24 protein-coding genes are annotated in these 26,040 nt (G+C 58.7%); 6 read left to right on the top strand and 18 right to left on the bottom strand.

Translation table 11 applies throughout. The features are described 5' to 3' along the window. Positions 1 to 9: 9 nt before the first annotated feature. Together IB250_RS21345 and IB250_RS21340 are read left to right on the top strand one after the other, a co-directional pair. Positions 10 to 603: a phosphoheptose isomerase gene (locus IB250_RS21345; protein WP_007904374.1), complete on the top strand. Its 594-nt coding sequence runs from the start codon at positions 10 to 12 to the stop codon at positions 601 to 603. Next, on the top strand, positions 600 to 1,178 hold the full coding sequence (locus tag IB250_RS21340) for a BON domain-containing protein (protein ID WP_008072118.1): 579 nt from the start codon (positions 600 to 602) through the stop codon (positions 1,176 to 1,178). The genes IB250_RS21345 and IB250_RS21340 overlap by 4 nt, the downstream gene beginning before the upstream one ends. Positions 1,179 to 1,281: 103 nt before the next feature. On the opposite strand, the gene IB250_RS21335 is transcribed toward IB250_RS21340, so the two are convergent. The 7 genes from IB250_RS21335 to rplM form a co-directional block, all read right to left on the bottom strand. Next, positions 1,282 to 1,695 (bottom strand): ClpXP protease specificity-enhancing factor, encoded by a 414-nt coding sequence (locus IB250_RS21335; RefSeq protein ID WP_008004998.1) that lies wholly within the window; start codon positions 1,693 to 1,695, stop codon positions 1,282 to 1,284. A 16-nt stretch (positions 1,696 to 1,711) separates the two neighbouring features. Next, the gene (locus IB250_RS21330) at positions 1,712 to 2,329 is read right to left on the bottom strand and encodes a glutathione S-transferase N-terminal domain-containing protein (protein ID WP_007905304.1); all 618 of its coding nucleotides are present in this window, start codon (positions 2,327 to 2,329) and stop codon (positions 1,712 to 1,714) included. Between the two features lie 150 nt (positions 2,330 to 2,479). Next, the gene (locus IB250_RS21325) at positions 2,480 to 3,262 is read right to left on the bottom strand and encodes a cytochrome c1 (RefSeq protein ID WP_008072119.1); all 783 of its coding nucleotides are present in this window, start codon (positions 3,260 to 3,262) and stop codon (positions 2,480 to 2,482) included. Further along, positions 3,262 to 4,473 (bottom strand): cytochrome b, encoded by a 1,212-nt coding sequence (locus IB250_RS21320; RefSeq protein WP_192345499.1) that lies wholly within the window; start codon positions 4,471 to 4,473, stop codon positions 3,262 to 3,264. Before IB250_RS21320 ends, IB250_RS21325 begins: the two co-directional genes overlap by 1 nt. After that, positions 4,473 to 5,066, bottom strand: coding sequence for a ubiquinol-cytochrome c reductase iron-sulfur subunit (petA, locus tag IB250_RS21315; protein WP_123494473.1), 594 nt, complete (start codon positions 5,064 to 5,066; stop codon positions 4,473 to 4,475). Before petA ends, IB250_RS21320 begins: the two co-directional genes overlap by 1 nt. Positions 5,067 to 5,333: 267 nt before the next feature. Beyond that, on the bottom strand, positions 5,334 to 5,726 hold the full coding sequence (rpsI, locus tag IB250_RS21310) for a 30S ribosomal protein S9 (protein ID WP_002555064.1): 393 nt from the start codon (positions 5,724 to 5,726) through the stop codon (positions 5,334 to 5,336). A gap of 14 nt (positions 5,727 to 5,740) precedes the next feature. Next, positions 5,741 to 6,169, bottom strand: coding sequence for a 50S ribosomal protein L13 (gene rplM, locus IB250_RS21305; protein ID WP_007905295.1), 429 nt, complete (start codon positions 6,167 to 6,169; stop codon positions 5,741 to 5,743). Between the two features lie 245 nt (positions 6,170 to 6,414). On the opposite strand from rplM, the gene IB250_RS21300 reads away from it, so the two are divergent. Beyond that, positions 6,415 to 7,455 carry an NADP(H)-dependent aldo-keto reductase gene (locus IB250_RS21300; protein ID WP_192345498.1) on the top strand — a complete coding sequence of 347 codons (1,041 nt, stop codon included), beginning with the start codon at positions 6,415 to 6,417 and terminating at the stop codon, positions 7,453 to 7,455. A 106-nt stretch (positions 7,456 to 7,561) separates the two neighbouring features. Here IB250_RS21300 and IB250_RS21295 read toward each other — a convergent pair whose 3' ends face one another. Further along, complete coding sequence (locus IB250_RS21295) at positions 7,562 to 8,698, bottom strand: acyl-CoA dehydrogenase family protein (RefSeq protein WP_008004989.1); 1,137 nt, start codon at positions 8,696 to 8,698, stop codon at positions 7,562 to 7,564. Between the two features lie 244 nt (positions 8,699 to 8,942). Here IB250_RS21295 and IB250_RS21290 point away from each other — a divergent pair, with 244 nt between their 5' ends. Continuing rightward, complete coding sequence (locus tag IB250_RS21290; protein WP_192345616.1) at positions 8,943 to 9,839, top strand: GlxA family transcriptional regulator; 897 nt, start codon at positions 8,943 to 8,945, stop codon at positions 9,837 to 9,839. A gap of 173 nt (positions 9,840 to 10,012) precedes the next feature. On the opposite strand, the gene zapE is transcribed toward IB250_RS21290, so the two are convergent. The 3 genes from zapE to IB250_RS21275 all read right to left on the bottom strand — a co-directional run bounded on the left by zapE (position 10,013) and on the right by IB250_RS21275 (position 13,210). Further along, positions 10,013 to 11,107 carry a cell division protein ZapE gene (zapE, locus tag IB250_RS21285; protein WP_192345497.1) on the bottom strand — a complete coding sequence of 365 codons (1,095 nt, stop codon included), beginning with the start codon at positions 11,105 to 11,107 and terminating at the stop codon, positions 10,013 to 10,015. Between the two features lie 90 nt (positions 11,108 to 11,197). Continuing rightward, the gene (locus tag IB250_RS21280) at positions 11,198 to 12,553 is read right to left on the bottom strand and encodes a tryptophan--tRNA ligase (protein ID WP_192345496.1); all 1,356 of its coding nucleotides are present in this window, start codon (positions 12,551 to 12,553) and stop codon (positions 11,198 to 11,200) included. 24 nt (positions 12,554 to 12,577) lie between these two features. Further along, positions 12,578 to 13,210 (bottom strand): alpha/beta hydrolase, encoded by a 633-nt coding sequence (locus IB250_RS21275; protein ID WP_192345495.1) that lies wholly within the window; start codon positions 13,208 to 13,210, stop codon positions 12,578 to 12,580. A gap of 145 nt (positions 13,211 to 13,355) precedes the next feature. Between IB250_RS21275 and IB250_RS21270 the strand changes: the two genes are divergently transcribed. Continuing rightward, positions 13,356 to 13,790 (top strand): YhcB family protein, encoded by a 435-nt coding sequence (locus tag IB250_RS21270; RefSeq protein ID WP_192345494.1) that lies wholly within the window; start codon positions 13,356 to 13,358, stop codon positions 13,788 to 13,790. A gap of 244 nt (positions 13,791 to 14,034) precedes the next feature. Here the strand turns inward: IB250_RS21270 and IB250_RS21265 are convergent, their stop codons facing one another. The 7 genes from IB250_RS21265 to IB250_RS21235 all read right to left on the bottom strand — a co-directional run bounded on the left by IB250_RS21265 (position 14,035) and on the right by IB250_RS21235 (position 24,778). Next, positions 14,035 to 14,757: an OmpA family protein gene (locus IB250_RS21265; RefSeq protein ID WP_123494478.1), complete on the bottom strand. Its 723-nt coding sequence runs from the start codon at positions 14,755 to 14,757 to the stop codon at positions 14,035 to 14,037. 117 nt (positions 14,758 to 14,874) lie between these two features. Continuing rightward, the gene (locus IB250_RS21260) at positions 14,875 to 15,516 is read right to left on the bottom strand and encodes an MBL fold metallo-hydrolase (protein ID WP_007905270.1); all 642 of its coding nucleotides are present in this window, start codon (positions 15,514 to 15,516) and stop codon (positions 14,875 to 14,877) included. 85 nt (positions 15,517 to 15,601) lie between these two features. After that, positions 15,602 to 18,340 carry a LuxR C-terminal-related transcriptional regulator gene (locus tag IB250_RS21255; protein WP_192345493.1) on the bottom strand — a complete coding sequence of 913 codons (2,739 nt, stop codon included), beginning with the start codon at positions 18,338 to 18,340 and terminating at the stop codon, positions 15,602 to 15,604. 324 nt (positions 18,341 to 18,664) lie between these two features. Beyond that, complete coding sequence (locus IB250_RS21250; protein WP_192345492.1) at positions 18,665 to 20,029, bottom strand: DUF1329 domain-containing protein; 1,365 nt, start codon at positions 20,027 to 20,029, stop codon at positions 18,665 to 18,667. Positions 20,030 to 20,057: 28 nt separating this feature from the next. Then, positions 20,058 to 21,947 carry a DUF1302 domain-containing protein gene (locus IB250_RS21245; protein ID WP_192345491.1) on the bottom strand — a complete coding sequence of 630 codons (1,890 nt, stop codon included), beginning with the start codon at positions 21,945 to 21,947 and terminating at the stop codon, positions 20,058 to 20,060. 334 nt (positions 21,948 to 22,281) lie between these two features. After that, positions 22,282 to 23,964: a fatty acid--CoA ligase gene (locus tag IB250_RS21240; protein ID WP_192345490.1), complete on the bottom strand. Its 1,683-nt coding sequence runs from the start codon at positions 23,962 to 23,964 to the stop codon at positions 22,282 to 22,284. Positions 23,965 to 24,148: 184 nt separating this feature from the next. Beyond that, positions 24,149 to 24,778, bottom strand: coding sequence for a LysE family translocator (locus IB250_RS21235; RefSeq protein WP_192345489.1), 630 nt, complete (start codon positions 24,776 to 24,778; stop codon positions 24,149 to 24,151). Positions 24,779 to 25,063: 285 nt separating this feature from the next. On the opposite strand from IB250_RS21235, the gene IB250_RS21230 reads away from it, so the two are divergent. Next, positions 25,064 to 26,029 carry a 2-hydroxyacid dehydrogenase gene (locus IB250_RS21230; protein ID WP_192345488.1) on the top strand — a complete coding sequence of 322 codons (966 nt, stop codon included), beginning with the start codon at positions 25,064 to 25,066 and terminating at the stop codon, positions 26,027 to 26,029. Positions 26,030 to 26,040: the final 11 nt, after the last annotated feature.

Below are 26,040 nucleotides of genomic sequence, written 5' to 3'. Positions count from 1 at the left end.
GTCACACAGATGGACATGCAATCGCGAATTCGCCAGCTTTTTCAGGCCAGTATCGACACCAAGCAACAGGCGATGGACGTACTTGCACCGCACATCGAGCAAGCCAGCCAGGTCATGGTCAACGCCCTGCTCAACGAGGGCAAAATGCTGTCCTGCGGCAACGGCGGTTCCGCCGGTGACGCACAGCACTTCTCGTCCGAGCTGCTCAACCGCTTCGAACGCGAGCGCCCGAGCCTGCCCGCCATCGCGCTGACCACCGACAGCTCGACGATCACCTCGATCGCCAACGATTACAGCTACAACGAAATCTTCTCCAAACAGATCCGCGCCCTCGGTCAGCCGGGTGATGTTTTGCTGGCGATTTCCACCAGTGGCAACTCAGCAAACATAATTCAAGCGATCCAGGCCGCACATGATCGCGAAATGATTGTCGTAGCATTGACCGGTCGTGATGGCGGCGGCATGGCGTCACTGCTATTGCCTGAGGACGTCGAGATTCGCGTACCGGCCAACGTCACAGCACGTATTCAGGAAGTCCACCTGCTGGCGATCCATTGCCTTTGCGATCTGATCGACAGCCAACTGTTCGGGAGTGAAGAATGACCCCTAATCGCCTAGGCCTTCTGGCCTTGACCCTGTGCCTTGGCATCAGCGGCTGCACCTCGGTGGTTAACGCCAGCCGTGAAGCGCCGATCGATGATGACCGCGGCACCCGCACCTTCGGCAGCAAGATCGACGACTCCCTGATCGAAACCAAGGCCGGTGTAAACATCGCCAAGGCCGATCCGGACCTGGACAACAACTCGCACATCGTCGTCACCAGCTTCAACGGTGTGGTGCTGCTCGCCGGGCAAACCCCTCGTGCCGACCTCAAGGCCAAGGCCGAACAGGTTGCCGCCTCCGTGCAGCGCGTGAAGAAGGTGCACAACGAGCTACAAGTGCTGCAACCGTCCTCGCTGCTGGCGCGTCAGAACGACACCTGGCTGACCACCAAGATCAAGACCCAGATGCTTACCGACGCCTCCATCCCGGGTTCGCGCATCAAGGTTGTGACCGAAAACGGCATCGTCTACTTGCTGGGTCTGCTGACCAAGCAGGAAGCGGCTCAGGCAACCAATTTGGTACAAGGCGTTTCCGGCGTGCAGAAGATCGTGAAGTTGTTTGAGTACATCGACTGATACCTGCTTACCGGCGATGGCATCCTTGAGATCGCCATCGCCCCGTAGCGTTTGAAGGTAATGAAGTAATAAAAAAGGCGATCCTTTCGGATCGCCTTTTTTATTACTTCACCACCTTCAAACTCGGTCGACCGCTGGGACGCGGCGGCTCACTGTCGGGTGGCGGAACATCATCATCCGGCTCGATCTCTTCCTCGTCTTCCAGAGGCGATTCCATATCGAACACCATGCCCTGACCGTTCTCCCGGGCGTAAATGCCCAGGATCGATGCGATAGGCACGTACAGGGTGTGCGGCACGCCACCGAAGCGCCCCTCGAAACTGACTGCCTCGTTGTCCATGTGCAGATGACGCACGGCTGCCGGGGAAACATTCAGGACAATCTGTCCGTCACTGGCAAAACCCTGAGGCACCTGCACCGATGGATACTCGGAATTGACCAGCATGTGCGGGGTGCAATCGTTGTCCACAATCCACTCGTAGAGCGCGCGGACCAGATAAGGTCGACTGGAGTTCATAGCGGCTCCTTAAGCCTTAGCGCATATCGCGTTCGACACCAGACAGACTCGCCTGGAAAGCCTCACGCGCAAACGAGCGCTCCATATAATCAAGCAGCGGCTTGGCAGGCCGCGGCAGTTCAATACCCAGAATCGGCAATCGCCAGAGTATTGGCAATAGGCAGCAATCCACCAGACTTTGTTCCTCACTGAGGAAAAACGGCTTGTCGGCAAACAACGGCGACACGCCTGTCAGGCTTTCGCGCAGCTCTTTACGAGCCACGACACGGGCTGCTTCCTTGGTCCGCGAATCCAGAATCAGATCCACCAGGCCACACCAGTCACGCTGAATACGATGAATCAGCAGACGACTGTTGGCACGCGCCACAGGATAAACCGGCAGTAGCGGCGGGTGCGGGTAACGCTCATCCAGATACTCCATCACCACGGTCGACTCCCACAACGCCAGGTCACGATCGACCAGGGTGGGCAGGCTTCCGTAAGGGTTCACTTCAATCAGTTTAGGCGGCTGGCGACCAGCCTCCACGTAAATGATCTCGGCGCTGACACCCTTCTCTGCAAGTACGATGCGCACTCGGTGGGAATAGTGGTCGGCGGGGTCGGAGTAACAGGCCAACCGATTGGTCACGCCCATGGCGGTCCTCCTCGCTTGTTGAAATTATCGGAAACGGAAAAACACGCGCGCCCAGAGGGCGCCTCCCGTAACGCCTGGATCACCAGACTCGTTACACCTTCAGAGACGCCCCTGGGCGCGTGCGATTAACAGCAATGGCTTACAGCTTTATCAATGGACGTCTTTCCAGTATTCACGCTTGAGCAAGTAAGCGAATACGAAGAAGAACGCCAGGTACAGCAACACATAGGTACCGATGCGCTGATGCTGCAGCTTCACCGGGTTGGCCGAGTAGGCCAGGAAGGTCACCAGATTCTTGACCTTCTCGTCGAACTGCTCTTCGTTCAGCGTGCCGGTTTTCGGCAATACAGTCAGTTGATCGCAGGCTTCATGGGTCAAAGCGGTGCCAGTCAGCGGATCGTATTGCTTCTTGCCGTCTTCGACGACTTGAACTTGTTTACAGCCTACCACCTGACGACCCTGCAGGCCGACCAGAACGTTAGGCATACCGACGTTCGGGAACACCTTGTTGTTCACGCCCCATGGACGTGACGGGTCTTCATAGAACGAACGCAGATAGCCGTAGAGCCAGTCGGTGCCACGAACACGAGCCACCAGCGTCAGGTCGGGCGGCGCCGCACCGAACCAGGTCTTGGCGTCAGCCGGCTGCATGCCGATGTTCATGTGATCGCCAATCTTGGCGCCGGTGAACACCAGCTTCTCAAGCATCAACTCGTGAGGAATGCCCAGGTCATCGGCGACACGCTCGTAGCGCTGGAACTTCGCGCTGTGGCAGCCCATGCAATAGTTGGCGAACGTACGTGCGCCGTCCTGCATGGCAGCCTTGTCGGAAACGTCGATGTCGACCTTCTCAAGCTCAGGACCACCGTGTTCGGCCGCAAAGGACAGTACAGGCATCGCCGCAAGAATCAGTACAGCAAATAGCTTTTTCATCAGCCAGTCACCCTTTCCGGAACCGGTTTGGTCTTCTCGAGCCTGGTATAGAACGGCATCAGAATGAAGTAGGCGAAGTACAGGAAGGTACATACCTGCGACAGCAACGTACGGCCTGGCGTTGGCGCCAGAACACCCAACACACCCAGGATCACGAACGAGATGCAGAACACCCAAAGCCAGATCTTGCTCAGCCAGCCTTTGTAGCGCATCGACTTGACCGGGCTGCGATCAAGCCATGGCAGGACGAACAGCACAGCGATGGCCGCGCCCATGGCGATTACGCCCAGGAGCTTGTCCGGAACCGCCCGCAGAATCGCGTAGAACGGTGTGAAGTACCAGACCGGAGCGATGTGCTCAGGGGTCTTGAAGGCGTTCGCCACTTCAAAGTTCGGCTTCTCGAGGAAGTAGCCGCCCATTTCAGGGAAGAAGAACACGATCGAGCAGAAGATGAACAGGAACACCACCACGCCGACGATATCTTTCACGGTGTAGTACGGGTGGAAGGCAATGCCGTCCAGCGGTACGCCGTTTTCGTCTTTGTGCTTCTTGATGTCGACGCCATCCGGATTGTTCGAACCGACTTCGTGCAGCGCCAGAATATGCACCACCACCAGACCGAGGATCACGATCGGCAGGGCAACCACATGCAAGGCGAAGAAGCGGTTCAGGGTAATACCGGAAATCAGGTAGTCACCACGAATCCACTGGGTCAGGTCGTTACCGATGACCGGGATCGCGCCGAACAGCGAGATGATCACCTGGGCACCCCAGTAGGACATCTGGCCCCACGGCAGCAGATAACCCATGAAGGCCTCAGCCATCAACGCCAGGTAGATCAGCATGCCGAACACCCACACCAGCTCACGCGGCTTCTGGTACGAACCGTAAAGCAGGCCACGGAACATATGCAGGTAAACCACGATGAAGAACATCGAGGCGCCGACTGCGTGCAGCAGGCGCAAGATTGAGCCGTGGTTCACATCACGCATAATGCCTTCAACGGAAGCAAAAGCCTCTTCCGCCGACGGGGTGTAGCTCATGGTCAGCCAGACACCGGTAACGATCTGGTTGACCAGAACGAGCAGTGCCAGGGAGCCAAAGAAATAGAAGAAGTTGAAGTTCTTCGGGGCGTAGTACTTGCTGAGATGGTCTTCCCACATTTTGGTCGCGGGAAAGCGCGCATCAACCCAATCCATGAACTTGCTCATCACGCTTTCTCCGTATCGACGCCAATGACAATGATGTCATCGGTCTCATAGGAATGCGGGGGAACTGGCAGGTTCAAAGGCGCAGGTTGCGACTTGTAGACGCGGCCAGCCAAATCGTAGTGAGAACCGTGGCAAGGGCAGAAATAACCCCCTACCCAATCCTTGCCCAAGTCTGCAGGTGCCACTTCTGGACGGAAAGTCGGAGAGCAACCCAGATGCGTGCAGATACCGATCAGCAGCAGAACTTCTGGCTTGATCGAACGCGTCTCCGGGTCGACATAGGTCGGTTGCGTCGAGTTCTTGGAGGTCGGGTCAGCCAGCTGGCCCTCGATCTTTTTCAGATTCCCCAGGATTTCCTCGGTACGGCGGACAATGAACACCGGCTGGCCGCGCCACTCAGCAATCATTTGCTGACCTGGCTCGATTTTGCTGACATTCACTTTCACCGGTGCACCTGCGGCTTTCGCCTTGGCACTGGGAAACCATGACCCCACGAACGGGACCGCAGCCCCCACCGCTCCTGCAGCACCCACCACGGATGTGGCTGCTACCAAGAAGCGACGCCGGCCTGCATTCACGCCGTCATTGCTCATTCAGTCCTCTCCCATCAGCTTTGTGGCCTGTTAAATCAGGCGTCTACTAAGTAAAAATCTGAACTTATAAAAATTTTGCCGAATGGTAATGAAAAGCCCCAATCCTGACAAGGTAATTACCGAGGGGCTTCACTGCCAAGCCTTGCAGTATAGGGCTTCTGCGGATGTGGCAAGTTGTCACAGCGCAATTCCTCGATAAATCGCGCCCATAAAAAAACGCCCAGCTTCGCGAGGAAACTGGGCGTTCTTTTTGAACGCGAAAGCGAATTAACGCTTCGAGTACTGCGGACGCTTACGCGCTTTACGCAGACCAACTTTCTTACGTTCAACTTCACGAGCATCGCGAGTAACGAAGCCAGCTTTGCGCAGAGCGCCACGCAGGGTTTCGTCGTACTGCATCAGTGCGCGAGTGATACCGTGGCGGATTGCGCCAGCTTGACCACTTACACCACCGCCGATCACGGTGACGTAGATGTCGAACTTCTCGACAGTCTCAGTCAATTCCAGCGGCTGACGAACTACCATGCGGGCAGTTTCGCGGCCGAAGAAATTATCCAGCGAACGGTTGTTGATGGAGATGTTACCAGTACCCGGACGCAGGAAAACGCGTGCGGTTGCGGTCTTGCGACGGCCAGTGCCGTAATTTTGAGTCGCCGACATAATGAACTATTCCGTTAAAACTTCAGTTCTTGGGGCTGCTGAGCAGTATGAGGGTGTACAGCGCCCGCATAGACTTTCAGCTTACGATACATGTCGCGACCCAGCGGGTTCTTAGGCAGCATGCCTTTGACCGCGGTCTCGATCACGCGCTCAGGGGCTTTAGCGATCAGCTTTTCGAAGTTGATCGACTTGATGCCGCCCGGGAAACCGGAGTGGGAGTAGTAGATTTTGTCGGTGGTTTTAGCACCGGTTACACGAATCTGCTCGGCATTGATAACGACGATGTAATCGCCGGTGTCAACGTGAGGAGTGTACTCAGCTTTATGCTTGCCACGCAGACGGCTCGCGATTTCGGTGGCCAGACGACCCAGGGTCTGACCTGCAGCGTCGACGACAAACCAGTCGCGCTGTACTGTTTCCGGTTTAGCAGTAAAAGTTTTCATTCTTTATAGCCTCAGGGGCCGCCCTGTAAATTAGACGGCGGATCTTACTGAATAGTGCGTACTTTGACAAGTCAAAGGCAGCCGGATACAGACGCTTTCGGGGGCTCGGGTCGGCGCGTCCGTTCAACGGCAAGATTCTTCGGCGGCGGCGCATCACTTCCACTGCAGAAAGAGGTGCGCAATTATGCAGATTGCGAAAAATATTTCAACCTGCTTTTATGATTGTTTTGCCCAAGGAGCACCCGATGGACTATCGCCAGCTAGGCCGAACCAATCTGAACGTGAGTGCAATCTGCCTCGGCACCATGACCTGGGGCGAGCAAAACAGCGAGGCTGAAGCCTTCGCCCAGATCGAACGAGCCAAGAGCGCGGGCATCAATTTCATCGACACCGCCGAAATGTACCCGGTGCCACCCAAGGCCGAAACCTACGCCACCACCGAGCGCTACATCGGCAATTACTTCAAAAGTCGCGGCGATCGCGGCGACTGGATCCTGGCGAGCAAGATCGCCGGCCCCGGCAACACCATCGACTACATCCGCGACAAAAACCTCAAGCACAACCGCGAGAACATCGTCCAGGCCGTGGATGCAAGCCTCAAGCGCTTGCAGACCGACTACATCGATCTCTATCAGCTGCACTGGCCTGAACGCAGTACCAATTTCTTCGGACAACTGGGCTACAAGCACACGAGCGAAGTCAACCTCACCCCGCTGGAAGACACCCTCGAAGCACTGGACGAACAGGTCAAGGCCGGCAAGATCCGCCACATCGGCCTGTCCAACGAAACGCCGTGGGGCACCATGCGTTTCCTCGCCCTCGCCGAAGCCCGTGGCTGGCCGCGCGCCGTATCGATCCAGAACCCCTACAACCTGCTCAATCGCAGCTTCGAAGTCGGCCTGGCGGAAATCGCCATCCGCGAACAGTGCGGCCTGCTCGCCTACTCGCCGCTGGCGTTCGGTTTCCTGTCGGGCAAGTACGAAGGTGGCGCGCGTCCGCCCAAAGGTCGCCTGAGCCTCTACAGCCGCTTCAGCCGCTACTTCAATCCTCAGTCAGAGGCAGCGTGCAGCCGTTATGTGGCATTGGCTCGTGAACACGGTCTGGATCCGGCGCAGATGGCACTGGCCTTCGTCACACAGCAACCGTTCGTCACCAGCAACATCATTGGCGCCACCACGCTTGAGCAACTGGACAGCAACATTGCCAGCTTCGAGCTGAAACTTTCCGACGAAGTGTTGGCGGGGATCGAGGCGATTCACCAGGATCACCCGAATCCGGCTCCTTGATTGATTCATAGGCCCAATCGCGGGCAAGCCACGCTCCCACAGGAAATCACCTGACACTGTGGGAGCGTGGCTTGCCCGCGATGGCGTCCGCCCTGTCACTGCAAAATTACAGCGACCGCGCAATAATCTCCTTCATGATCTCATTGGTCCCGGCATAGATCCGCTGCACCCGCGCATCCGCCCACGCCCGGGCGATCGGGTATTCCCACATGAACCCGTAACCGCCATGCAACTGCACGCACTCATCGAGTACCTTGCATTGCAGGTCGGTGCCCCAGTACTTGGCCATGGCCGCTGTCGGCACGTCGAGCTTGCCTTGCAAGTGCAGTTCCAGGCAGCGATCGACAAAAACCCGGCCGATCTGGATTTCGGTCGCCATTTCAGCGAGTTTGAAGCGAGTGTTCTGGAAGTCGGCGATGGCCTTGCCGAAAGCCTTGCGCTCACGGGTGTAATCCAGCGTCCATTGCAACGCCGCTTCAGCTGACGCCAAGCCACCTACCGCGACCGTCAGACGCTCCTGCGGCAGTTCCTGCATCAAGTAAGCGAAGCCCATCCCGGCCTGGCCCAGCAGGTTTTCCTTCGGTACCCGAACGTCCTGGAAGAATAGCTCCGAGGTGTCCTGAGCCTTCATGCCGACCTTTTCCAGACGCTTGCCCTTGGCGAAGCCTGGCGTGTTGGCCTCGACCAGAAACAGACTGGTGCCCTTCGCTCCTGCCTTTGGATCGGTCTTGGCCACGACGATCACCAAATCAGCCAGAAAGCCATTGGTGATGAAGGTCTTCGAACCGTTGATCACGTATTCGTCGCCATCCAGCACAGCGGTGGTTTTTACCCCTTGCAGGTCGGAACCGGCACCCGGCTCGGTCATGGCAATCGCGGTGACCATCTCGCCAGACACCAGTTTGGGCAGGTATTTGTGTTTCAGCGCTTCACTGCCGTAATGCAGGATGTAAGGCGCAACGATGTCCGAATGAAGAGAGAAGCCGATGCCGGTCAACCCCAGGCGGCCGACCTCCTCGATCACCACCGCGCTGTAGAGAAAGTCTGCCCCCAGCCCGCCGTATTCTTCCGGCAGATGCGAACAAAGCATCCCCGCCTCCCCTGCCTTGTTCCAGAGTTGGCGGTCGATATAGCCTTGTTTTTCCCATTGCCCATGGAACGGCACGGCCTCTTTTTCGAGGAACGTTCGCACGCTGTCGCGAAAAAGTTCGTGCTCGGAACTGAACAAGGTTCTGGGGATCATGCGGCACCTGTGGTTATTGTTAGCCGGAATTGACCTTTAGAGACTAAGCCTCGTATCCGATACAGGACACTGGACACATCCGACAAAAAATAAGACGATCCAGCCGTCTGGTGACCACTTTCCCCTATAAGAATAAAGTTGAATTATGTCTAACCAAGTCTCCACGCCCTTGCGGCGCGTCAGCATCCTGGCTATCGACCGGGTTTTCGCTTCCACCCTCATGCAAGCCAAGGATTTCTTCCATCTGGCCAGCCTGCGCTACGGCAAACAACTGGGCCAAGGCCTGACACCGGCGTTTGAAACCCGGCTGGTCAGCCCCGACGGCAAACCGGTGAACAGCTTCAGCGACGTGATCATGCCGGTGGACGGCGGCCTGGAAAATGCCGATGTCATCATCCTTCCCGCGTTCTGGGACGATTTCGACACCCTCTGCAAACGTTATCCACAGGTCCTGCCATGGCTGCGTCAGCAGCATGCACGCGGCGCCGTGTTGTGTGGCGAAGCTACCGGCGTGTTTTGGCTGGCCGAGGCCGGGCTGCTCGATGGCAAGGAAGCGACGACCTACTGGCGCTTCTTCAATGCGTTTGCCGAGCGCTTCCCGCAGGTCCAGCTCAATCAGGACAAACACCTGACCGACGCCGACAACCTGTATTGCGCCGGCGGCACCACCTCGGCCTGCGATCTCTACATTTATTTGATCGAGCGTTTTTGCGGCGCCAACGTGGCCCAGGCCGTGGCCCGCGACATTCTTTATGAAGTGCAGCGCAGCTATGCGCCGGGGCGGATCGGTTTCGGCGGGCAGAAGCTGCACCAGGACGTGATCATCCTGCAGATCCAGCATTGGCTCGAAGAACACTTCGCCGACAAGTTTCGCTTCGAAGACGTGGCCCGCGAACACGGCATGAGCATCCGCAACTTCATGCGTCGTTTCCAGACCGCTACCGGCGACAAACCGCTGCATTACCTGCAACGACTGCGCATCGAGACGGCCAAGGGCTTGTTGTCCGGCAGCCGCAAGAGCATCAAGACCATCAGTTATGAGGTCGGTTACGATGACGCGAGTTTCTTTGCGCGACTGTTCCGCCAACACACAGAGTTGTCGCCGAACCAGTATCGGCAGCAGTTTCAGCAAGCGGCTTAAGGACTGAACACAAATCCAATGTGGGAGCGGGCTTGCTCGCGAAGGCGGTGGTTCAGTCGACATCAATGTTGAATGTCAGACCGCTTTCGCGAGCAAGCCCGCTCCCACATGGGTTCTTCGGTGCGCACAAAAAAGGGCCTGCATTGCAGGCCCTTTTTTTGTTTTCGAATTGTCTACGGCTTATGCGCCCGGGACAGGAATTCGTGTGACTGCATTTCCAGCAGGCGGCTAAGCGTGCGCTGGAACTCGAAGTTCAGGCGACCGCCGGTGTAGAGGTCTTTGAGCTCGACTTCGGCAGAAATGATCAGCTTCACGTTACGGTCGTAGAACTCGTCGACCATGTTGATGAAGCGTCGCGCGATGTCGTCGGTGGTGACGCTCATCTGCTCGACATCGCTGAGCAACACGGCGTGGAAGATTTTCCCCAGTTCGATGTAATCGTTCTGGCTGCGTGGGCCGTCGCAGAGTTCGCGGAAATCGAACCAGGCCACGTCATCGCAAGTGCGCACGGCACGGATTTCACGGTTCTCGATCACCAGTACGTCGTTCTCGATGGCTGCCGTGCATTCCGGCGTCAAGGCCCGGAAGCTCTTGCGCAGGCTTTCCTGGGCAGCGTCATCCAGCGGAAAGTGGAACAGTTCCGCTTGCTCGAGGTGACGCAGACGGTAATCGACGCCACTGTCGACGTTGACGATCTCGGTGTTCTGCTTGATCAGCGCAATGGCCGGCAGGAAACGCGCACGCTGTAGGCCGTCCTTGTACAGGCCGTCGGGCACGATGTTCGAGGTCGCGACCAGGGTCACGCCGTTCTTGAACAACTCTTCCATCAACGTGCCAAGGATCATTGCGTCGGTGATATCGGAGACGAAAAACTCATCGAAACAGATCACTCGCGACTCGTCGGAGAAACGCTTGGCGATGATGGTCAGCGGGTTCTTCTCGCCGCCCAGGGTCTTCATCTCTTCATGCACACGCTTCATGAAGCGGTGGAAGTGAGTGCGGGTCTTTTCCTTGAACGGCAGCGCTTCGAAGAAAGTGTCGACCAGGTAAGTCTTGCCGCGACCAACGCCGCCCCAGAAGTACAGGCCCTTGACCGGCACCTGGTCTTTCTTGCCAAACAGTTTGCCGAGCAGGCCTGGCTTGTTCTGCGAGGCCGCGACCAGATCGTCGTACAGGCGCTGCAAATGGCGCACGGCAGTTTCCTGCGCGGCGTCATGGAAGAATTCCGGGCGTTTCAGATCAGCTTGATATCGTTCTAGGGGCGTCATAATTCGTTAGCAAGGCAACAAAAACGGGCCGTCACTGTAGCGACGGCCCGTGGGAATGGCAATCGGCCCTTGGTCGGACCGAGCCGTTGATTATTCCTGAACCGGTGTCAGGGCAACGCGCAAAGCACCGATGGCAGCGTCGCGAGCAGCGCTGTCGGCGAAGGCCGGGCTGTCGGCAACGCACTCGCCTTCCAGCCAGACGCTGAAGCTAAGGTCTTCACTGCGCACGTCCAAGGCTTGACCGGATTGCAGTTGCTTGGTCACTTGCCCTGCGGTTTTACCGTCGGCGAAATTGCGCGACAGCAACAGTTGCTCGCCATCGGCCGCCAGCAGACGGAAGCGGAAACTGCCGTCGTCTTCACGGAAGCTGACGAAGCGCGCGGCTTTCGCGGCTTTCTTCTTGGTGGTCGCTGCGACTTGGGTCTGAGCGACGAAAGAACGCAGGCCGACCGCTTCACGCAGTTCGTGGAGGAACGGCGTCGCCACCGAACGGGCCTTTTTAGCGCCGAGCTGCAACATGTCTTCCAGATCCGCCGGGCGTTCGATCAGCTGGTGATAACGCTCGCGGGATTCGCCCAATTCGCTGTCGAGCAGTTGGAACAGACGATTCTTCGCCTCGCCCCAACCCAGGCCCTGGAGCAATTCGCTGCGGAATTCGTCGGATTGTGCCGGCGTAGCGAAAGCCTGGAACAAGGTGAACAGGTGCGAATTGTCCGGATCCTTGGCTTCGCCCGGGGCACGGGAGTCGGTGACAATCCGCGAAATCGCGTCTTTCATCTCTTTGGCGCTGCTGAACAACGGAATGGTGTTGTCGTAGCTCTTCGACATCTTGCGACCGTCGAGCCCTGGCAAGGTGGCGACGCTCTCCTCGATCAGCGCTTCGGGCATGGTGAAGAACTCTTTGCCCTGGCCGAACAAGTGATTGAAGCGCTGGCCGATGTCCCGGGCCATTTCCACGTGCTGGATCTGGTCACGGCCGACCGGCACCTTGTGGGCGTTGAACATCAGAATGTCCGCAGCCATCAACACCGGGTAGCTGTACAAGCCCATGGTGATGCCCGCGTCCGGGTCTTCACCGGTCTCGACGTTCTTGTCCACCGAGGCCTTGTAGGCATGCGCGCGGTTGAGCAGACCCTTGGCGGCCACGCAGGTCAGCAGCCAGGTCAGTTCAGGGATTTCCGGGATGTCGGACTGGCGATAGAACGTCACGCGGTCCACGTCCAGGCCGCCGGCCAGCCAGGTCGCGGCGATTTCCAGACGCGAGCGCTGGATGCGCAGCGGGTCATCGCATTTGATCAGGGCGTGGTAGTCGGCCAGGAAGTAGAACGAATCGGCATTGCTGTCACGGCTGGCGATGATCGCCGGACGGATAGCGCCAGCGTAGTTGCCCAGGTGCGGCGTGCCGGTGGTGGTGATGCCGGTGAGGATACGGGTACGAGTCGTCATGGGTAATCGCTTGTCAGACTGCAATCAATTCGAAAGACGCGGCAGGATCAGATCCTTGAGATCGGTCAGCTTGCCATGAAAAAAGTGTCCGCATTCTGCCACTTTCAGCAGCTCATGGGGGCGCTCGAGTGCGTCGGACCAGTCGTAAACGAGCTGCGGATCGATGACTTCGTCGGTTTCCGGCTGGATCAGGGTCAATGTACCTTGTTGCGGCAGTTGATCCTGATCGCCCAAGCGCATGACGGCGGGCGCCACCATGAACAAATGCTTGAGTTGCTCGCCCTTGGCTTCCAGGCGTCCGCCGAGACTTGCTGCAACAAATCCGCCAAAGGAAAAACCGAACAGAGTCAAAGGTATTTCAGGATGCCTGGCCCGCAGCCACTCGGCCGCCGCCTGGGCATCGTCGACTTCACCAGTGCCCATGTCGTGCGTGCCTTCACTGGCACCGACGCCACGGTAATTGAACCGCAAGGTAATCAAACCGGCATCGCGCGCGGTGCGTTGCAAGGTCGAGACGACTTTGTTGAGCATGGTGCCGCCCTGCACCGGGTTGGGGTGGCAGATCAGCGCCAGGCCACGTGGCTGCTGCTCGCTATCTAAATACAGGGCTTCCAGTTGGCCGACCGGGCCATCAATCACTACAGGGGTTTCGCGCATAAGCAAGGAAGGAACTCCGTGACCTCGAATCGGGTCGACTCGTCTAGCCAATTGTCTGTGCCAATTCTATTGCGAGTGAATCGCGGTATACAGCGCAGGTTTGAGCCGTTAACGTAAAGCAAAGCCGTTTATAGAGGAAGGACTCGTGGAACACTCGCTCTTAGTTTGGTTGTTGCCGACTCTTGCCCTGGTTGTGGGTGTCGCCATTGGATTCCTGATCGCTCGCCTGGTGCCGAATGCCGCGCCTAGCAGCACGCAACGTCAGCTGGATGACATTCAGGAACGTTTTGACAGTTATCAGAACGAAGTGGTCACCCACTTCAACAGCACTGCAAACCTGGTCAAGAAACTGACTGCGAGCTATCAGGAAGTGCAGGATCATCTCGCCGAGGGTGCCAACCGTCTGGCCCTGGACGAGCAGACTCGCCAACGCTTGCTGGCCGCCCTGCACGCCGACGCGGTGCAGTCTCCACGGGAACGCCTGACGCCACCGCGCGACCAGGAACCGCCTCGCGACTACGCCCCCAAAGCCCCGAACGCGCCGGGCATGCTCGATGAGCATTACGGCCTGAAGAAGTAATCGGTTTCGCGCGACACAAAAAGCCCTCGGACAAGCGATTGTTCGAGGGCTTTTTGGCTTCTGATTTGATGGTCTGTACCGACCCCATCGCGAGCAGGCTCGCTCCCACATTCGACCGAGTTGCTGAATCGGTACGCGGTCACCTGTGGGAGCGAGCCTGCTCGCGATGGGGCCGTCAACAAAAAGCCCGCACGATCTGCTGAGGATCGGGCGGGCTTTTTTACAACCGGATTCAGTCAGACACTTAAGGATACTGCTGAACCTGGCCCTGCTGCTGATACTCCTGACCAGGAATCGGCTTCAGGTTGACCTCAACGCGACGGTTCTGAGCCCGGCCATTCACATCACCATTGCTGGCAATCGGGTTATCCGGCCCGGCACCGCGCGCTGTCAGGTTGGCGCCGCTGACCCCCTGGGAGGTCAGGTAAGTCGCCACACTCTGGGCACGACGCTGGGACAGGTCCATGTTGTGCTGACGGCTGCCAGTGCTGTCGGTGTAGCCGACGATCTCGATCTGGTTCTGGTTGAACTCCTTGAGCGAGCCCGCCAGGTTGTTCAGCGGCTGGTAGAAGCCCGACGCGATGTTCGCCGAATCGGTGGCGAATGTGATATTGCCCGGCATGATCAGCTTGATCTGATCGCCTTGACGCTGCACTTCAACCCCAGTGTTGGCCATGCTGGCCCGCAATTTCTTCTCCTGCTGGTCGGCGTAATAACCGTAACCGGCAGCAGAAGCCCCCACCACGGCGGCGCCAATCAGCGCGCCCTTGCCACGGTTATCGTGACTGATGGCAGCACCGGCCAGCGCACCGGCCAAGGCACCGAGGCCACCGTATTTGGCGGTTTTACTCATGCCCGTAGAGCCGCCATCAGCCTGACCCTGGCTGTCATAAGGGTTCTGCGATGCGCAACCGGACAACAAAGCCACGGCTGTAGCGACAATAATCAAACGACGCGAGGTGAACATGGAGAGCTCCTACTTTTTTTGCATTCTGTGGTGCAGCGGACTTAAGCAATGAACCTTTGCGGGCGTTGGATCATGGCCAACGCCAAAAATTCCGTCGTGCCTTTCACAACTGCATCTTCAGGCTCGTACAAAGGGGTTACCGCGCATTTCATCGCCCAGACACGTGTCCGGACCATGACCGGTCACCACCGTCGCCTCTTCGTCGAGGGTATACAACCGTTGCTTGATCGAACGCACGAGAGTCGCCTGATCGCCTCCCCATAAATCCGTGCGCCCTACCCCTCGCTTGAAAAGCGTATCACCGGCTATCAGCAGCTTAGCCTCTGAAAACCAAAAGCTCATGGAACCTGGCGTATGACCCGGCGTGTGCAACGCCACGCCACACCCGCAAGCCAACTCTTCGTCGTCGGCCAACCAGCGATCTGGCGATGGCACGGGGGTATAAGGCACACCGAACATCTGGCACTGCATCTCCAGGTTGTCCCAGAGAAATTGATCTTCTTTATGCAGATGCAGCGTCGCGCCGGTTTTCTCCTTGAGCTGCCCGGAAGCCAGGAAATGATCCAGGTGCGCGTGGGTATGAATGATGCTGACCACCTTCAGGCCCAACGCATCAAGGCGCGCGAGGATCAGTTCGTGATTGCCGCCCGGGTCAACGACGATGGCTTTTTTGGTGATCGGGTCGCCGATGATTGTGCAGTTGCACTGCAAAGGGCCGACGGGAAAGGTTTCGCGGATGAGGGTGGGTTGCTGGGACATCGGGGCACGCTCGGGAATCAGGATTGGCTAATTTTGGCACAGAATTGCCCTGATCCATTTACCCCATGTGCATCGTAAAAGTGCGTTACCCCAACACCCCCAACTCCTTCGCCCGCGCCACCGCCTGGGTCCTGCGTTCTACCCCCAACTTACTGTTGATATGACTGGCATGGGTTTTCACCGTGTGCAGCGAAATAAACAACTGATCGCTGATTTCCTGGTTCGAACACCCTTGGGCGATCAGTCGCAGAACGGCCAGTTCACGCGTACTGAGCTGTTCGGCAGCTGGCGATGATTCCACCACCGGCCGAGAGGCCATGGCTGGAAGTTTTTCCGAGAGACTTTGCGAAACGGCCGTCGGTGCACAGAGTTGAAGTTGCCCGCGCAGCCAGTCCGAGTGCTCGGCCAGCAATGGATCAAACGGTTGCAGGACGCCTCCGGCGGCCGCTTCCAAAGCCTGGGCCAGCGCCTTGCGCGCCTCGGATTCGCGCCCGCCCGCCAGCAACAGCATGATTTTCTGACTGAGCGCCATCACGCTGAGCATCTGCCGGCCGCTGTGCTGACCGTGTTCATGCAACGCATTCAATCGCCCTTCGGCGAGCATGGGCTGGCCCTTCATCATGTCCAGCACCGCCTGTTGCAGTTCAATGTGCAACGGCAGTTGCGGATGAAATTCCGGAGGGGCCGCCGGGTGCTCGCCGTTGTAGGTCTGACCCAATCGCGTGAGCCAGGCTTCGGCGAGGTCGGTGCGGCCCTGGGCCAGCCAGAGTTCGCATTTGACCAGAGTGATCATCGCCAGGTAGTAAATCGGCGGGACGTCCCAGATGTGCATCAGGCGCTCGGCCTCGGCGAGTTCGGCGAAGGCTTTTGCGAATTCGCCGTTGTGGCCATCCAGCCGTGCGATCACGCAATGGCCGATCAGCACGCTGATGTCGCGACAGGCCCGGGCTTCGCCCAACCCTGCATGCAAACGTGCTCGCGCAGCTTGGGGTTGCAAGCGCAAAGCCAGCAAAAATCCCTCGTATAAAATCAGCCGCGCGCGCACTGCATATAGCCGTTGCGGGGATAAGCCTTGCAGGCGTTGCAGCCCCTGGCGGACTTCATCCAGTGAGCGAAGAATCTCCCCACGCGCCTGCAGCACACGGGCGCGGTCGTAATGGGCCAGCGCCTCGAACAATGGATTACCGACTCGTTGTGCCAGTTCAAGGGACTCACGATTCAACCCCCGGGCACGCCAGAGGTCGCTGTCGGCAATGGCCAGGTTCGACAATGTAGAGAGGCACATCAGGCGTTGCCCATAGCGTTTGGCCGGCAGGCTCTCCAGCGCTTCGGTGCAATAGCGCAACGTCAGCTCGCGATTGCCTCGGCCCCGGGCGATGATGCCGCTCAGAGCCAGCCATTGCGCCAGCATGGATTTTTGCGCAGTAGCCGACGGCGCCGGCAAGAAGCGGCTCAAATGGCTGGCCAGCTCCTCGGCGGCGTCCAGCTGGCAGGCCAGCCCCAACGCCCAGCTGTAGAGCACGATCAGCCGTGGTGTGCTGATCAGCAGGCTGTCGGGCAGGTCCATTTTCCAGCGCAACAGCATGCCGACGTTCTGCTCGGCCAGCAGCTGTTCTTCGGAGAGGTTTTGCACCAGATTCGCCGCAACATCCAGATGCCCGGCACGCAACGCCTGCTCCACCGCCTCATCGAGTAACCCTTGAGAGTTGAACCAGCGGCAGGCACGCAGATGCAGGCTGGCCGTCGGCACCATCGCCTGGGCGGTGGGCCGGCTGCGCAGCAGGTCGGAAAACAGGTGGTGATAGCGATACCAGTGACCGTGTTCGTCCAGCGGCACCAGAAACACCTGATGCGCCAGCAGGAAACGCAGGATCTCGGCACTGTCATGGGCTTCGCGCACGGCGTCGCATAACTCGCTGCAAAAACGCTCTTGAGGCGCGGTCTCGTACAGGAATGACTGCACCTCGGCGGGCAGGCAATCGATGACTTCTTCGAGCAGGTAATCGCGAATCAGCCCTTCCCCACCGTACAGCGATTGGGGCAATGCTCCCTCGCTGCCCGCCTCGGAGGCCGCCAGTAACCAGAAACGCAGCCCGGCCACCCAGCCTTCGCTGCGCTGGATCAAACTCTCCAGCGCCTCGCCACGTAATGAAATGCTGTGCCGATCAAGCAGGCTCAGGGTTTCATCGTGGGTCAGTCGAAGATCCTGTTCATGTAACTCGAGCAGTTGCCGCGACAGTCGCAGGCGTGCCAGATGCCAGTCGGGACGTTGCCGACTGGTGACCATGACCAGCAGACCATCGGGTAAATGATTGAGAAAAAATTGCAGGCAACGATCAAGCACCGGGCCCTGGGCCAGATGATAGTCATCGAGTACCAGTAACAGCGGCGTACCGGGTGAAAGGTGCACAGCCAGTTCATCGAGCAAACCGTCCAGCCATTCTTCGAAGGCGAACGGCTGATGACGTTGGCGCATTTTCAGCAGCCCCAGCGCCTGGCGGCCCAGTTGCGGAAAATATTCCTGAAGACCTTCGAGCAGGCGCTCAAGAAAACGACCGGGATCGCTGTCCCGCGGACTCAACCCCAGCCACAGGCTTTGCCAGTGACCCGGCAACCCTTGGCAAAACTCCACCGCCAATGAACTCTTGCCGAACCCCGCCGGCGCGCTGACCAGCAATAGCCTGCCACCGAGGCCGGCGCTCAGACGCTCGCACAAACGTGGCCGCAGCACATGGCCGTCGGGCAGCGGAGGCCGGAAAAAGCGCCCGTCCAATGTGGCGACGGCGACGCTTGCAGGGCCCGGAAATGGAGACAGATCAGTCATGGCCGGCTCTTGTTTGAAAGGCTGATGGCGGCGTTACAGATGTCCGCAGCCTAGCGGTAAACGAAGAGCTATTGAAGGTTATTGCTACAAATGGCTACAAAAAGACTACGAACAAAAGTGTCGATGAACCGGCCAGCCACACCGGCCTCGTAGCAGCTGCCGAGCCTGCGAGGCTGCGCAGCCTCGCAAGCTCGACAGCTGCTACCAGCGAACGCAGCCTCGCAGGCTCGGCAGCTGCTACAACGATATTCATGAGCTTCCAAAAAAAACGCCCCGAACCAGTCGGGGCGTTTTTACGAGGATGCGGCCTCGGTTTACAACATACTAACGAACGCCTTCCTGACGTAAAGCTGCCGGCGTGAAGTCTGCAGTGCTGGCAGTGAAGCCGAAGTTATACGCCGACTTCTCTTCGTTCTTCATGCCCAGGGCCAGGTAGCGGCCCGATTGCAGGTCGTACAAGGTTTCGAGGGCGTACCACGGCACTTGCTTGTCGTAGTAGTTCTCGGAGTGAGCCTCGGCGACACGCCACAGTTGCCCGCGACCGTCGTAGTGGTCGACCACAGCCGCCTGCCAGGTGTCTTCGTCGATGTAGAAGTCACGTTTGGCGTAGATGTGACGCTGACCTTCCTTCAGGGTCGCGACCACATGCCAGACCCGACGCAGCTCATAGCGAGTCAGGTCCTGGTTGATATGGCCGGCCTTGATGATGTCAGCGTACTTCAATTGCGGCGAGTCGAGCTTGTAGCTGTTGGAGGCGACGTACATCTCTTTCTTGCCTTCAAGCTTCCAGTCGTAGCGATCCGGCGCACCGTTGTACATGTCCAGGTTGTCGGAGGTACGCAGGCCATCGGCAGCGGTACCCGGCCCGTCATAGGACACTTGCGGCGCACGACGCACACGGCGTTGCCCGGCGTTGTAGACCCACGCCGAACGCGGTTCTTTAACCTGGTCGAGGGTTTCGTGTACCAGCAGCACACCACCGGCCAGACGCGCCGGCGCGGTCACTTTCTGCTTGAAGTAGAACAGGATATTGCCCGGATTTTTCGGGTCGTAATCCTTCATTTTGTCGCGGAACACGAACTGGTCCTCGAAGTACACCAGGCTGAACGAGCCGTTCGGCTGCGGCGTGGCCTGGGTGATCAGACGGGTCACACTGCCACCGCGATAACGGGTGATGTGGTTCCAGATGACTTCAACGCCACTTTTCGGAATCGGGAACGGGATCGCGGTTTCGAAGTTTTCCAGACCGTTGCCACCGGACACCAGATTAGTGTTGGTGGCGTTCTTCTTGATCGAGGCAAACACCTCATCCGGCACGGTGGCACCGCGATGGGACGGGTAGACCGGCATCTTGAAGGTTTCCGGGTAGCGCTTGAACATCGCGTACTGGCCCGGCGCGAGCTTGTCCTTGTACTGGTCAACGTTCTGCGCGGTGATGGTGAACTGCGGTTTTTCACTCGAGAACGGATCAGCCAGGAAACCCTTGCTGTCCACGCTACCGGCGTTTTTCGGCATGGGTTTCCAGGCCGGGATCGAACCGTCGGCGTTACCCGCCATCTCGGCGCCCATCGGGGTCAGGCTCTTGCCCAGCTTGTCCGCTTCGGCTGCCGGGACCGCCGCCATGACGCCGGTTGCCAGCAGCGACAGACCCAGAACACCAACGTGGAACAGACTCTTTGTTATTTTCATAAATGTGTTCGTCCTGAAAATACAGTGCTTAGAAGTTCACGCCGAAGCTGAGTGCAACGAAGTCGCGATCATCCACGGTGGTGTACTTGCCGTCGAAGAAGTTGGTGTAGGCCAGGCTCGCGGTGTAGGTGTTCTGGTATTCGGCATCGACACCCAGGCTCACCGCTTTACGACCTTCCTCGAAGTTGCCGCCAGGGCCAGGCGAGTAACCGCTCACGTCATGGGACCATGCCACGTTCGGCTTGAGGTTCACACCGGCGAACACATCGTTGTAATCCCAGATGGCGCGACCGCGATAACCCCACGACATCGACGTGGTGAAGCCCTCGTCTTCGCAATTACGGCTGCGGTTGTTGGTTGCAGTACCTGCGCCGGCACCATTGATGGTGCTGGTGTTGAGGATCGCCGAGCAGGTGTTGAGGCCGCCGGTAGCCGGCAGTTCACCAGGACCGTAGACCGGGTCACGGCCGTAACGGATTTCGGAGCTGCTTTCCAGGCCGCCAACATGGGTCACGCCCACTTCGCCCACCAGGGTCAGACGGCTGGCGCCCATGACCTGATCGAAGAAGTGCGTCAGCGTGGTCTGGAACTGGGTGATTTCCTTGCGGCGATAGCCGTGCAAATCCTGACCCGGTACACCGGGGAGCAGCGAAGCGTTGGCCAAGGCACCGCCCAATGGGCGTACACCGGCAAACAGGATATCGGTGGAGTTGAGCTGCACCGGCGCGTTCGGACGGTAGCTGATCTCACCGCTCCATGCCGTACCGGTAGGCAGCGTGGTGGAGAAGCTCAAGCCGTAGAGACGGATGTCTTCCGGGTATTCGACGAAGTACTCGGAATTACCGGCGACCACCAGCGGCCCCAGCGCACGGAACGCCGCCGGCAAAGCTGCCACGCCGTTGTAGATCGATTGCGGAGCTCCCGTGGCGCTGAAGATCGGTGCACGGCTGTGGTAGTTCATGAAGTACGCGCCGAACTCGGTATCGAGCGGATCGAACATGTACTTCAAGGACGCGCCCCACTGGCCGCTGTCCCGCGCATCGCGGTCAGGACCACGACGCACCAGTACACCTTCTTCGTTGACGTCGACGCCCGCGTTGGCCAATGGGCCCAATGCGATGGCCGGAATGGTCGAGCGCTTGTTCAGCACGCGCAGGTTATTGTCGCAACCGTCGGCAATGATGTCCGGCTGGGAGAAAAAGGTGCCGCAGTTATCGACAACTGTCTGGTCCCATTCCAGCTGATAGAACGCTTCGGCCGACAGGTTGTCGGTCAGGCTCTGGGATACATAGAACATGTTGACCGGGATCAGGCCTTCCTTGACCTCGGCGCCAGGACGACGGAACGCGGACACGTCAATCGGGTTGATCGAGTTGATGCCGCCGCCGATGAAAGTACTTTCCCCCCAGCTCACGACCTGCTTGCCCAGACGCACGGAACCCGGCTGATCGGCGATGGCGTAGTTGTGGTAGACGAAGGCGTCGAGGATCTGGCCGCCGGAGGACTTGGCGCCCTCCTTGCGGTTGCTGTCGCTGATGTCTTTGAACTCGCGGCTTTCATCCTTGAGCTCGAAGTCGTACCAGTATTTGCCCCGGACGAAGACGCCGGTGTCGCCGTATTTCAATTCAAGGTCATGGATGCCCTTGAAGATCTTCGAGAAGGTTTCGCCGCTCTTGAAGTTGTTGTGACCGTCATCAGAGGTCTGGGACAGGCCGTGGCCCCCGTTATTGACGCCGATGAGGTTTTTGTTCGGGCTCTGAGTAGACCAACTGGCTCCGATCGACAGGGATGAGTCGAATTGCCCCTCGATCTCACCGACGTTGAAACTGACGCCGAATGCAGGCCCGGCGAGCGAAGAGGCAAGACTGACCGCCAGGGGCAGTTTCGCCCGGCGCCAGAACTGGTTTACTGATGTCATCGACGCTACTCCATGTGCATTATTGTTATGGCTGAGTACTTTTAAAAACGTTGTGGGTGACCGCAAGCCAAGTGGTTCCGACGTCACGCCAAAGTTGCATCGCCCCGTTTTGTGCGCGCTCCGTTCTTAAAAATTCCTTGAGCGGACTATAGCCAGCAGGTAGTAGTGCTTGATCCCTCTAAAGTGTGATTTGCAGCTGCCGGCCACTCTGGAACAGTCCTTTCGCCAGTCCGACACATGTCGGCACGGCAAGGATGGCTGAAAATTCGGATTTCACAAGCCAAGCGCTTGCTTGGTGGGTCTGGCGCGCCGTTTTCGGCGCGCCAGATGACGCTTAAAGCGTCGAGAGGAAGGTACTGTTGTTAGCCTGCCATTCGGTGATGTCGACGCGGATGCGCTTCTTGTCGAGTTTGCCGACACTGGTCTTGGGAATTTCAGTAACAATGGCGATCTGGCTCGGGATGGCCCACTTGCTCAGGTGCCCCTGCTCAACGAACGGCTTGAGGTGCTCCTTGAGTTCCTTGGCCCCGATCTCATGCCCTTGACGGACCACCAGCAGCGCAAACGGCCGCTCGCCCCACTGCGGATCGGCGATGCCCACCACTGCTACTTCGCGTACCGCAGGGTGGCGGCTGATCAGGTCTTCCAGGTCCAGGGAGGAGATCCACTCGCCGCCGGTCTTGATCACGTCCTTGATCCGGTCGCGAATGTCGATCACGCCCATGCTGTCCAGCGTCGCCACGTCGCCGGTATGCAGCCAGCCCCCCGCCCAGAGCTCGGCGCCCTTCTGCGGCTCGTTGAAATAGCCCTCGGTGAGCCAGGGTGCACGCAGCACCAGTTCGCCCTGGGTCTCGCCATCGGCAGGCAGGAAGTTGCCGTCGGTGTCGACGATCGCCGCCTCGACCAATGGCCCCGGCACACCGGCCTTGATCCGGTAAGTGGTGCGTTCGTCTTCGGTGCCGGCCATCAGCTCATCGTTGAGGTGCGCGCACGATACCAATGGCCCGGTTTCCGACATGCCGTAAGCGGCGGTCAACTGAATGCCCTTGGCTTTGGCCGCTTCATACAGCGCACGGTTGAGCGCACTGCCGCCGATGACGATTTTCCAGCCGCCGAAATCGGTGTTCTGCGCCGCTTTGGCATTGAGGAGCATTTGCAGAATGGTCGGCACGCAGTGGGAAAAGGTCACCTTCTCCTTGCGCCACAACTCCACCAGATACTCGGGATCGTAACGGCCGGGGTAGACCTGCTTGAGCCCGAGCATGGTCGCGACATACGGCAAGCCCCAAGCGTGCACATGGAACATCGGGGTGATCGGCATGTACACATCGTTGGTGCCCAGCAGGCGCACGCTGTCGATGGAACCCATGATGGTCGACACACCCATGGTGTGCAGCACCAGTTGCCGGTGGGTGAAATACACGCCTTTGGGGTTACCCGTGGTGCCGGTGGTGTAGAACGTGGTGGCAACCGAGTTTTCGTCGAAGTCTTCAAAGTCGTATTGCGTGCTGGCGGCAGCCAGCAATTGCTCGTATTCGCCAATCAGGTTCGGCAGGTCGGCGGTTTTTTCCGGCAGGTCGGTCAACAGCAGGGTTTTCTCCACGGTGGTCAGGTGCCCGGCAATCGCCTTGTACAACCCGACGAACTCGCTGTTGACCAGCACGAAGCGGTCCTCGGCGTGGTTCATGGTGTAGAGAATCTGTTCCGGCGACAGGCGTACGTTGATGGTATGGATCACCGCACCGATCATCGGGATGGCAAACATGCATTCCAGATAGCGATGGCTGTCCCAGTCCATCACTGCCACGGTATCCCCGGCCTTCACGCCAGCGGCCGTCAGCACATTGGCCAGCCGCGCGACCCGCTCGATGAGGGTCGGATAGCTGTAGCGCAATTGATCGCGGTAGATGATCTCGCGGGTCTTTTCGTAACGGGCACCGGACATCAGCAGCCGTTTAATCAACAGCGGATACTGGTAAGCGCCCTCGGCTGGGGGGATAACGCGAGTCTGCAACATAAGAGTCCCTTTTCTGACTGCACGGTCTTGGTTTCTAAAGCTAAGCACTCTAGAGCCCTTGAACGCCAGCCAAATCAGCCAAAGGGATGATTTGCACAGCTGTATAAATGCTAGCTTTGCGCCAGCATTTACAGCAATTCATGATCCATCATGTGGACGGGGGGGTTGCGCATACCTTGAGAAATCAATGCATCTCGGTGAAGGCGAGTTTCACGCCGATGGCAATCAGCACTGCGCCCATGGTCCGGTCGAACCAGTGGCCCATGCGGGCGAAACCGGCGCGCACACGCTGTTGACTGAACAGCATCGCCACCAGGCAGAACCAGACTGCCGTCGCCGCTGCCAGATAAATCCCGTAACCGGCCTGTACCGCCAATGGTGTGTTCGGGTTGATCACCACGGTGAACAGCGACAGGAAAAACAGCGTGGCTTTCGGGTTCAAGCCATTGGTCACGAAGCCCGAGGTGAAAGCGCCCCGCGCGGTGCGTTCGCCAGCCTCCTGATGCAGGTCATCAGCCACCAGTTTGGCCGGTTGCGCGCGCAAGGCCTTGAAGCCGATGTACAGCAGATACGCGGCGGCGGCCCATTTCAAGGCGTTGAACAGCACGATCGACTGAGACACGATCAGCCCGATACCCAACAGCGAATAACCAACGTGCAGGAAAATCGCCGAGCCGACGCCCAGCGCCGTCCAGGTTCCGGCACGGCGCCCGTGGGTCACGCTCTCACGCACCACCACGGCGAAGTCCGGGCCGGGGCTGGCGACGGCCAGCAGGTGAATCAGGGCAACGGTCAAGAACTCTGTCCAGTACATGGGGGTACTCCTTTTGGGCAGGCTGATCAATTCAACAATTCTGAAACGAATTCAATCTCTGTGGCGAGGGAGCTTGCTCCCGCTCGGCTGCGAAGCAGTCGTAAACCGGATGACACGGTATGTCTGACAAAACACGATCGCCTGGGTTGGGGCCGCTGCGCAGCCCAGCGGGAGCAAGCTCCCTCGCCATAGGTTTTTGTCATGCCAGGCAGTGCGTAACCATTTATTTCATCTGGTAGGCTCGGCAGATTACGCCTTCAGTTCAATGCACAAAAGGTACAGTTGATGACGAACTCTCGCCGCGCCGTTTTCCTCGACCATCCGTCCCTGGACCTCGGCGATCTCGATCTCAGCCCATTGCGCGACTGCTTCAGCGAATTGGAGTTGTTCGCGCAGACCACGCCTGATCAAGTGATCGGACGCCTCAAAGGCGCCAGCGTCGCGATCAGCAACAAGATTGTGATCGACGCAGCGGCCATGGCGGCCAGCCCGGAACTGAAGCTGATCCTGATCACCGCCACCGGCACCAACAACGTCGACCTCGCCGCCGCCCGCGCCCACGGAATCACTGTTTGCAACTGCCAGGGTTACGGCACGCCGTCTGTGGCTCAGCACACGATCATGTTGTTGCTGAATCTGGCGACGCGTCTGGCCGATTATCAAAAAGCCGTCGCCGAAGGTCGCTGGCAACAGGCGAAACAGTTCTGCCTGCTCGATTACCCGATCGTCGAACTGGAAGGCAAAACCCTCGGTCTGCTCGGCCATGGCGAACTGGGCAGCGCCGTGGCACGGTTGGCCGAGGCGTTCGGCATGCGCGTGTTGCTGGGGCAGATTCCGGGGCGCCCAGCCCGACCGGATCGTCTGCCGCTGGATGAGCTGCTGCCGCAAATCGATGCCCTGACCCTGCACTGCCCGCTCAACGAACACACGCGCCACTTCATCGGCGCCCGCGAACTGGCCTCGATGAAACCCGGGGCCTTCGTGGTCAACAGCGCGCGCGGTGGTTTGATTGACGAGCAAGCATTGGCTGATGCCCTGCGCAACGGTCACCTGGGCGGCGCGGCCACCGACGTGTTGAGCGTCGAACCACCCACGGCGGGCAATCCGCTGCTGGCCCAGGATATTCCACGGCTGATCGTCACCCCGCACAACGCCTGGGGCAGTCGCGAGGCGCGGCAAAGAATCGTTGGCCAGTTGACCGAAAACGCCCAAGGCTACTTCAGCGGTCAAGCGCTGCGGGTCCTCAGTTGATAAACTGCGGC

The sequence above is a fragment of the Pseudomonas sp. PDM09 genome (genome assembly GCF_014852305.1).
In the GTDB taxonomy this organism is placed as follows: domain Bacteria; phylum Pseudomonadota; class Gammaproteobacteria; order Pseudomonadales; family Pseudomonadaceae; genus Aquipseudomonas.
This window is presented reverse-complemented; position numbering and strand designations above follow the sequence as displayed.